This window comes from Streptomyces sp. 351MFTsu5.1 (genome assembly GCF_000383655.1).
In the GTDB taxonomy this organism is placed as follows: Bacteria; Actinomycetota; Actinomycetes; order Streptomycetales; family Streptomycetaceae; genus Streptomyces; species Streptomyces griseorubiginosus.
Genome location: NZ_KB911778.1, coordinates 528794 through 536901, shown reverse-complemented (window position 1 = coordinate 536901; position 8108 = coordinate 528794). Strand labels below are relative to the sequence as shown.

Here is an 8108-nt window from a genome sequence, read left to right as displayed (position 1 = left end):
CGCTGCCGAAGTGGCGGGTGCTGGAGGAGCTCAACCGGCACACCATTCCGTGCGGGCCGATCCTGTCCACCCGGGAGATCATCGAGGATGCCTCCCTCGCGGCCAACGGCATGATCGTCGAGGTCGAGCATCCCGAACGCGGCACCTTCACCACCGTCGGCAACCCCCTCAAGCTCTCCGACTCCCCCACCACCATCACCACCCCACCCCTCCTCGGCCAGCACAACCAGGAGATCTACGTCGATGAACTCGGCCTGACACGGGACGAGTTGCCGCAGCTCAAGGCGCAGGGCGTCATCTGACCGAGGGTTGTCACGACCCGACCGACCCGACCGGAGAGGTAGCCCCACCATGTCTTCCGTATCCCGAACCGCGACGGTCACCGACCGCCTCGTGGAAGCCAACCGTGCCTACGCCGCCGGATTCACCGACCCGGGCATGGGTGCCCGCCCCGTCCTGCGTGTCGCCGTGGTGGCCTGCATGGACGCCCGTCTCGACCTCCACGCCGCGTTGGGCCTGGAACTCGGTGACTGCCACACCATCCGCAATGCCGGGGGAGTCGTCACCGACGACACGATCCGTTCTCTGACGATCAGTCAGCGGGCGCTCGGTACGCGCAGTGTGGCGCTGATCCACCACACCGGCTGCGGACTCCAGACCCTGACCGAGGACTTCCGGCACGAACTGGAACTGGAGGTCGGCCAGCGCCCCGCCTGGGCGGTGGAGGCCTTCCGTGACGTCGACCAGGACGTACGGCAGTCCATGCAGCGCGTGCGCACCTCGCCGTTCCTGCCGCACACCGACGACGTGCGCGGCTTCGTCTTCGACGTGACGACGGGGTTGTTGCGGGAGGTGGTAACGAACTGCCGAGCCTCCTGAATTGCTCGGCCCGACCTCTGGCGCCGCACCTGCGCATGCAGAATACTGTATGCAATTGTCGTCAGACAGTGGACCACCAGCCACTCCTGAGGGGGTCGCCCCGTGTCGTACCGCACCGCTCTCTCCGAAGTCCTGACCGGCGTCGTAGGGCCCGTCGCCGAAGTGACCCGTAGCCAGGGCAGGTTCCCCCGCGGCGCCGTCACGGCCCTCGGCCAGGCGGGGCTGCTCGGGCTCACCGTCTCCGCCGAACTCGGCGGTGGGGGAATGGAATTGGGGGATGCCGCCGACGTAGTGGCGCGGACCGCGCGCGTCTGTCCGTCCACCGCGGCCGTGCTCCTGTCCCACTATGCGGCGGTCGCCGTCCTCGAGGTGTACGGCTGCCCCTGGGTGCGGCGCGAGATCGCCGCCGGGCGGCACCTCGCCAGTCTCGCGCTGGCCGAGTCCGGGGCCGACGGTGGTGGGCCCGGAGTGGAGGACCCGCTTCTGGCCCCGCGCTCCGTCGCCACCCACTCCGGCGGTGTCGTCGCCCTGCGGGGTCGCAAGCGAGGGGTGGTCGCGGCGGGGGAGGCCGACACCTATGTCTGGTCCTCCCGCCCCCTCGCCGCCCCGGCCGGGTTGACGCTCTGGGCTGTTCCGGCCCACGCCCCCGACCTGTTCGTCCCGGCCCGCCCCGGCGTCGAGGGTCCCCGCGGCACCGCGACGTCCACCGTCTTCGCCGACCCGGTGCTGGTGCCGGCCGAGGCGATGCTGGGCGCGGATGGCGGAGGGCTCGACGTGGTGCTGCGCACGGTCCTGCCGTGGCTCCTCGAACTTCGGTCAGCCGCGCAGCCGTTCCATCCGTCGGCCGCCGAGCCGATCCGCCCGGCGGTCGCCGAGCCCGCGAACACCCTTCACCGGGCCGACTCCCTCGCCGCGTCCTGAACCTGAGTCTCCGTGCAAGCAACCGCACCCTGGACGGCAGGGTTGTGTATACAGAAGTCTGTATGGAGTATTGACTGAGTCTCCGCACCTCTCGCCGGGGACCCGCGTGACGGAAGGCGAAGCGATCATGACGACCAGCGGCAGCGATGTGACGGTCGAGAGCGTGGTCCGGAGGGTGGTGGCCCGTCACCGCGGCGAACGCGGTCCGCTGCTGCCCGTACTGCACGCCCTCCAGGCCGAGTTGGGCCATGTGCCGCAGGAGGCGGTGGCGGTGCTCGCCGAGGAGCTCAACCTCTCCCGGGCGGACGTCCACGGAGTGGTGACCTTCTACCACGACTTCCGTCGCGAGCCCGCGGGCCGCACCACCGTGCGCATCTGCCGCGCCGAGGCCTGCCAGGCCCTGGGCGCCGACCAACTGGTCCGCCACGCCCGCGAGGCCGGACTGACGCTGGGCGAGACGACAGCTGACGGCTCGGTCACGGTCGAGCAGGTCTTCTGCCTCGGCAACTGCGCGCTCGGCCCGTCCGTGGAGGCGAACGGACGCCTGTACGGCCGAGTCGGCCCCGCCCGACTGGGCGCGATCCTCAACGGGACGGTCTCCTCATGAGCAACCCTTCACCCGCCACCGCCACCGCCACCGCCCCCACCGCCACGGTGTACGTCCCCCGCGACTCCGCGGCCAGGTCCGTCGGCGCCGACGAGGTCGCCCAGGCGCTCCAACAAGCCTCTGTCGCCGGAGACTTCGCCCTGGACGTCGTACGCAACGGATCGCGCGGCATGCTCTGGCTGGAGCCCCTCGTCGAGGTGGTGACTCCCCAAGGCCGGGTCGGTTACGGCCCGGTGGCCCCCGAGGACGTCGCCGGACTCCTGGCCGCGGGCCTGCTCGACGGGGCCGACCATCCCCTCCGGCTCGGCATCGTCGACGAACTCCCCTGGCTGGCACGCCAGAAACGGGTCACCTTCGCCCGAGTCGGCGTCACCGACCCCCTGTCGACCGAGGACTACGAGGCCCACGGCGGCCTGGCCGGACTGCGCACCGCCCTGGAGCTGGCGCCCGGGGACGTGGTCGCCGAGGTCACCGCGTCCGGACTGCGCGGCCGAGGCGGCGCCGGGTTCCCGGCCGGCATCAAGTGGAAGACCGTCCTGGACTGCGCCGACGAGCTGAAGTTCGTCTGCTGCAACGCCGACGAGGGCGACAGCGGCACCTTCGCCGACCGCATGGTCATGGAGGGCGACCCCTTCCTGCTCATCGAGGGCATGACGATCGCCGCTCACGCGGTCGGGGCGAGCGAGGGCTACCTCTACATCCGCTCCGAGTACCCCGACGCGATCGACACGATGCGGCAGGCCATCGGGATCGCCCGCGAACACGGCTGGCTCGGCAGGAACATCCTCGGTTCCGCACTCCACTTCGACCTGCACGTCCGCGTCGGCGCCGGCGCGTACATCTGCGGCGAGGAGACCTCCATGCTGGAGAGCCTGGAGGGCAAACGCGGCATGGTCCGCGCCAAGCCGCCGATCCCGGCGATCGAGGGCCTCTTCGGCAGACCGACCGTGGTCAACAACGTTCTCACCCTCGCCACCGTGCCCGTCGTGATGGCCGAGGGCCCGCAGGCCTACGAGCGACTCGGCGTCGAACGCTCCCGCGGCACCCAGGTGTTCCAGCTCGGCGGCAACATCGCCCACGGCGGCATCGTGGAGACCGCGTTCGGCATCACCCTGCGCGAGCTCGTCGAGGAGTACGGCGGCGGCACCCACTCCGGACGCCCCGTGCGCACCGCCCAGGTCGGCGGCCCCCTCGGGGCCTACCTGCCGGAGTCGATGTTCGATCTCCCCATGGACTACGAGGCGTTCGCCGCCGCCGGTGCCATGGTCGGCCACGGCGGGGTGGTCGTCTTCGACGAGACCGTGGACATGGCCCAACAGGCCCGCTTCGCGATGGAGTTCTGCGCCGAGGAGTCCTGCGGCAAGTGCACCCCCTGCCGGGTCGGCGCGGTGCGTGGTGTCGAGGTGATCGACAAGATCGTCGCCGGCACCCACCGGGACGAGAACCTCGCCCTGCTCGAGGACCTCTGCGACCTGATGACCGAGGGCTCGCTGTGTGCGATGGGCGGACTGACCCCGCTGCCCGTCCGCAGCGCCCTCACCCACTTTCCCGACGACTTCCTCGGCGGCCGTCGACTCCTCGACATCCAACCCGTACAGGCGACGGGCCGCAGGGCGGAGGGCACGGCATGACACTCCTCAAGGAACCCGACTTCGGAACGCCGGAAAGGCCGGGACCGGCGACGGTGAGCGTGGAGGTGGACGGCCTCCCGGTGACCGTCCCCGAGGGCACCTCGGTGATGCGCGCGGCGGCCCAAGCAGGCGTCGACATACCGAAGTTGTGCGCCACCGACAGCCTGGAGGCGTTCGGCTCCTGCCGACTGTGCGTGGTCGAGATCGACGGCCGGCGCGGCACCCCGGCCTCCTGCACCACCCCGTGCGCCGACGGCATGACGGTCAGCACCCAGACCCCGAAGGTGGAGAAGCTCCGCCAGGGCGTCATGGAGCTCTACATCTCCGACCACCCCCTGGACTGCCTGACCTGCCCGGCCAACGGCGACTGCGAACTCCAGGACATGGCAGGGGTGGTGGGCCTCAGGCAGGTCCGCTACGGCTACGAGGGCGAGAACCACCTCGACGCCGAGAAGGACACCTCCAACCCCTACTTCGACTTCGACCCCTCCAAGTGCATCGCCTGCTCCCGCTGCGTCCGTGCCTGCGGTGAGGTCCAGGGCACCTTCGCGCTCACCATCGAGGGCCGCGGCTTCGACTCCAAGGTCTCGGCGGGCGCGGGGGAGTCCTTCATGGACTCCGAGTGCGTCTCGTGCGGCGCCTGCGTGCAGGCCTGTCCCACCTCCACCCTCCAGGAGCGCTCGGTCGTCGAACTCGGCATGCCCACCCGGTCGGTGGTGACCACCTGCGCCTACTGCGGGGTCGGCTGCTCCTTCAAGGCCGAGCTGCGCGGCGACGAACTCGTGCGCATGGTGCCGTACAAGGACGGCGGCGCCAACGAGGGCCACTCCTGTGTGAAGGGCCGCTTCGCCTTCGGCTACGCCACCCACCCCGACCGCAAGCTCAAGCCGATGGTCCGCGACCGGATCACCGACCCCTGGCGCGAGGTCGAGTGGGACGAGGCGATCGGCACGGTCGCCCGCCGGATGCGCGAGATCCAGGACCGCCACGGCGCCGGCGCGATCGGCGCCATCACCTCCTCGCGCTGCACCAACGAAGAGGTGTACGTCGTACAGAAGATGGTGCGCGCCGCGTTCGGCAACAACAACGTCGACACCTGCGCCCGCGTCTGCCACTCCCCGACGGGCTACGGGCTCAAGCAGACCTTCGGCGAGTCGGCCGGCACCCAGGACTTCCGTTCGGTCGCCGAGGCCGACGTCATCATGGTGATCGGCGCCAACCCCACCGACGGCCACCCGGTGTTCGCCTCCCGGATGAAGCGACGGCTGCGTGAAGGCGCCGAGTTGATCGTCGTGGACCCGCGCCGCATCGACCTCGTGCGCTCGCCGCACATCGAGGCCGCCCACCACCTCCAGCTCCGGCCGAGCACCAACGTGGCGGTCGTCAACGCGATGGCCCACGTGGTCGTCACCGAGGACCTCGTCGACCGGTCCTTCGTGGACGCGCGCTGCGAAGGCTTCGACGAGTGGGCCGAGTTCATCGCCCGCCCCGAGAACAGCCCGGAGGCCGTCGAGGACATCACCGGCGTCCCCGCCGCCGAACTCCGGGCCGCCGCACGGCTGTACGCGACCGCACCCAACGGGGCGATCTACTACGGCCTCGGCGTCACCGAGCACAGCCAGGGCTCCACCATGGTCATGGGAATGGCCAACCTCGCGATGGCGTGCGGCAACATCGGCCGCGACGGCGTGGGCGTGAACCCGCTGCGCGGCCAGAACAACGTGCAGGGCTCCTGCGACATGGGCTCCTTCCCGCACGAACTCCCCGGCTACCGGCACGTCTCCGACGACGCCGTCCGTACCGTCTTCGAGAACCTGTGGGGCGGAACCCTCCTCGCCGAGCCGGGACTTCGCATCCCCAACATGTTCGACGCGGCCATCGACGGCACCTTCCGGGGCCTGTTCGTGCACGGCGAGGACATCGCCCAGTCCGACCCCAACCTGGGGCACGTCACCGCCGCCCTCGAAGCGATGGAACTCGTCGTCGTCCAGGACCTGTTCCTCAACGAGACGGCCAGGTTCGCCCATGTCTTCCTGCCCGGCGCGTCCTTCCTGGAGAAGGACGGCACCTTCACCAACGCCGAGCGGCGCATCAACCGGGTGCGCTCGGTGATGAAGCCGAAGACGGGCAAGCACGAGTGGCAGATCGTCAGCGAGATCGCCACCGCCATGGGCTACCCGATGTCCTACGACCACCCCGGTCAGATCATGGACGAGATCGCCTCGGTCACCCCGACGTTCACGGGGGTCTCCTTCGAGCTCCTCGACAAGCTCGGCAGCGTCCAGTGGCCGTGCAACGAGGAGGCGCCCGAGGGCACGCCCATCATGCACGTGGACGAGTTCGTGCGCGGCAAGGGCAGGTTCGTGGTCACCTCCTACGTGCCGACCAGCGAACGCAGCACCCGGCGCTTCCCCCTGGTCCTCACCACGGGCCGGATCCTCAGCCAGTACAACGTCGGCGCCCAGACCCGCCGTACCGGCAACGTCGCCTGGCATCCCGAGGACGTCCTGGAGCTGCATCCGCACGACGCCGAGGTCCGCGGCATCAACGACGGCGACATGGTCACCCTGGCCAGCCGGGTCGGGCAGACCACCCTGCGCGCGGAACTCTCCGACCGGATGCCGACCGGGGTCGTCTACACCACGTTCCACCACCCTGTCACCGGCGCCAACGTGGTCACCACGGAGAACTCCGACTGGGCCACCAACTGCCCGGAGTACAAGGTGACCGCCGTACAGGTGGCCCTGGCCCGTCCGGACCGGTCGAGCGACACCGCGGCCGCCGGGAACGACCTCGTGACGGTGGTGGACTGAGATGACAGCGACCGTGCCGTCCGAGTGCAGGATGGCCAACGACATCGCCCGGAACCTCGGCCATCTGCCCAGGGAGGAGGCCGCCGAGGCGATCGCGGGGCACATCGGCAGGTTCTGGGACCCGCGTATGCGCACCCGGCTGCACGAGTTCGTGGACGCCGGCGCGCAGGGGCTCGACCCGCTGGTGGTGGCCGCCGTACAGCTTCTGCGCTGACCATCGGCGTCTCCTCCCTGTACATCACTCCGTACTGCATACAGTATGGAGTCAGTGATCCCAAGGGCAGGTCCTGGGCAGGTCCCGAGGGCAAGGAGGAGCCGCTCATGCTGTTCCGGCAGCTCGAGTACTTCGTGGCGGTGGCGAGGGAACGGCACTTCGCCCGGGCGGCGGAATCCTGCTACGTCTCCCAGCCCGCGCTCTCCGCGGCGATCGCCAAGCTGGAGCGGGAGCTGAACGTCACGCTGATCAACCGCGGCCACAACTACCAGGGCCTGACTCCCGAGGGCGAGCGGCTCGTCGTATGGGCCAAGCGGATCCTCGCCGAACAGGACGCCTTCAAGGCCGAGGTCGCCGCCGTGCAGTCCGGCATCACCGGCACCCTCCGCCTCGGCACCGACCCCACCGCCTCCACGACCCTCGCCCTGCCCGTCGCCGCGTTCTGCGCGGCGCACCCGCTGGCCAAGGTCCAGGTCCGCTCACGGCTGTCCACGAAGGAACTCCACCGGCAGCTGCGCGACTACGAACTCGACGTGGCCATCGCCCACTTCGACCCGGACGACCAGGAAGGCCTCCAGGTCGTCCCGCTCTACCAGGAGCGGTACATGCTGCTCGTCTCCGACGACCAGCTGGTCTCCCAGAACCCGACCATGACCTGGGCGGACGCCGCCGAGCTGCCGCTCGCCCTGCTCACCCCCGACATGCGGATCCGGCAGATCGTCGACACGGTGTTCGCGGAGAAGGGGTTCGTGGTCACCCCGCAGGTCGAGACGGACTCGATCGCCTCCCTCTACGCGCACGTGGGGGGCGGCGGCTGGGCGAGCATCGTGCCGCACACCTGGTTGCGCGCCATGCCGGTGGTCGGCCGGACCCGCGCGCTGCCCCTGACCGACCCGGAGGCCGGCGCCCAGGTCTCGGTGGCGATCCACGCGGCCACCCCCGGCTCGGTCGCGGCCCGCGCGTTCGTCAACGCGGCGACGGGCCTGTCCCTGGACGACTTCTTCGCCCGCCCCCTGCCGGCCGACCACCGCGTGCACTGAACC

The 8108-nt window shown here is 70.3% G+C and carries 8 protein-coding genes; all 8 read left to right on the top strand.

Annotation, left to right across the window (positions count from 1 at the left end; genetic code table 11):
* The coding region (locus H295_RS0112025) for a CoA transferase (protein WP_028809276.1) at positions 1-302 on the top strand (302 nt) is incomplete at its 5' end.
* 49 nt (positions 303-351) lie between these two features.
* Positions 352-879: a beta-class carbonic anhydrase gene (locus tag H295_RS0112020; protein ID WP_020135611.1), complete on the top strand. Its 528-nt coding sequence runs from the start codon at positions 352-354 to the stop codon at positions 877-879.
* A 102-nt stretch (positions 880-981) separates the two neighbouring features.
* Positions 982-1800, top strand: a complete 819-nt coding sequence (locus H295_RS0112015) for an acyl-CoA dehydrogenase family protein (protein WP_020135610.1) — start codon at positions 982-984, stop codon at positions 1798-1800.
* A gap of 106 nt (positions 1801-1906) precedes the next feature.
* Complete coding sequence (locus tag H295_RS0112010) at positions 1907-2407, top strand: formate dehydrogenase subunit gamma (protein ID WP_234021593.1); 501 nt, start codon at positions 1907-1909, stop codon at positions 2405-2407.
* Entirely contained in the window at positions 2404-4038 is a 1635-nt protein-coding gene (locus H295_RS0112005) for a formate dehydrogenase beta subunit (protein ID WP_020135608.1), read from the top strand. Before H295_RS0112010 ends, H295_RS0112005 begins: the two co-directional genes overlap by 4 nt.
* Positions 4035-6851: a formate dehydrogenase subunit alpha gene (gene fdhF / locus H295_RS0112000; RefSeq protein WP_020135607.1), complete on the top strand. Its 2817-nt coding sequence runs from the start codon at positions 4035-4037 to the stop codon at positions 6849-6851. The genes H295_RS0112005 and fdhF overlap by 4 nt, the downstream gene beginning before the upstream one ends.
* Position 6852: 1 nt before the next feature.
* The gene (locus H295_RS0111995) at positions 6853-7065 is read left to right on the top strand and encodes a formate dehydrogenase subunit delta (protein ID WP_028809275.1); all 213 of its coding nucleotides are present in this window, start codon (positions 6853-6855) and stop codon (positions 7063-7065) included.
* Positions 7066-7172: 107 nt separating this feature from the next.
* The gene (locus H295_RS0111990) at positions 7173-8105 is read left to right on the top strand and encodes a LysR family transcriptional regulator (RefSeq protein WP_020135605.1); all 933 of its coding nucleotides are present in this window, start codon (positions 7173-7175) and stop codon (positions 8103-8105) included.
* The last annotated feature ends 3 nt before the right edge of the window (positions 8106-8108 follow it).

Excerpts from the sequence above, each read along its gene's own strand:
- H295_RS0111995 (WP_028809275.1), top strand. The coding sequence starts at position 6,853 with ATGACAGCGACCGTGCCGTCCGAGTGCAGGATGGCCAACGACATCGCC.
- H295_RS0112020 (WP_020135611.1), top strand. The coding sequence starts at position 352 with ATGTCTTCCGTATCCCGAACCGCGACGGTCACCGACCGCCTCGTGGAA.
- H295_RS0112005 (WP_020135608.1), top strand. The coding sequence starts at position 2,404 with ATGAGCAACCCTTCACCCGCCACCGCCACCGCCACCGCCCCCACCGCC.
- H295_RS0111990 (WP_020135605.1), top strand. The coding sequence starts at position 7,173 with ATGCTGTTCCGGCAGCTCGAGTACTTCGTGGCGGTGGCGAGGGAACGG.
- fdhF (WP_020135607.1), top strand. The coding sequence starts at position 4,035 with ATGACACTCCTCAAGGAACCCGACTTCGGAACGCCGGAAAGGCCGGGA.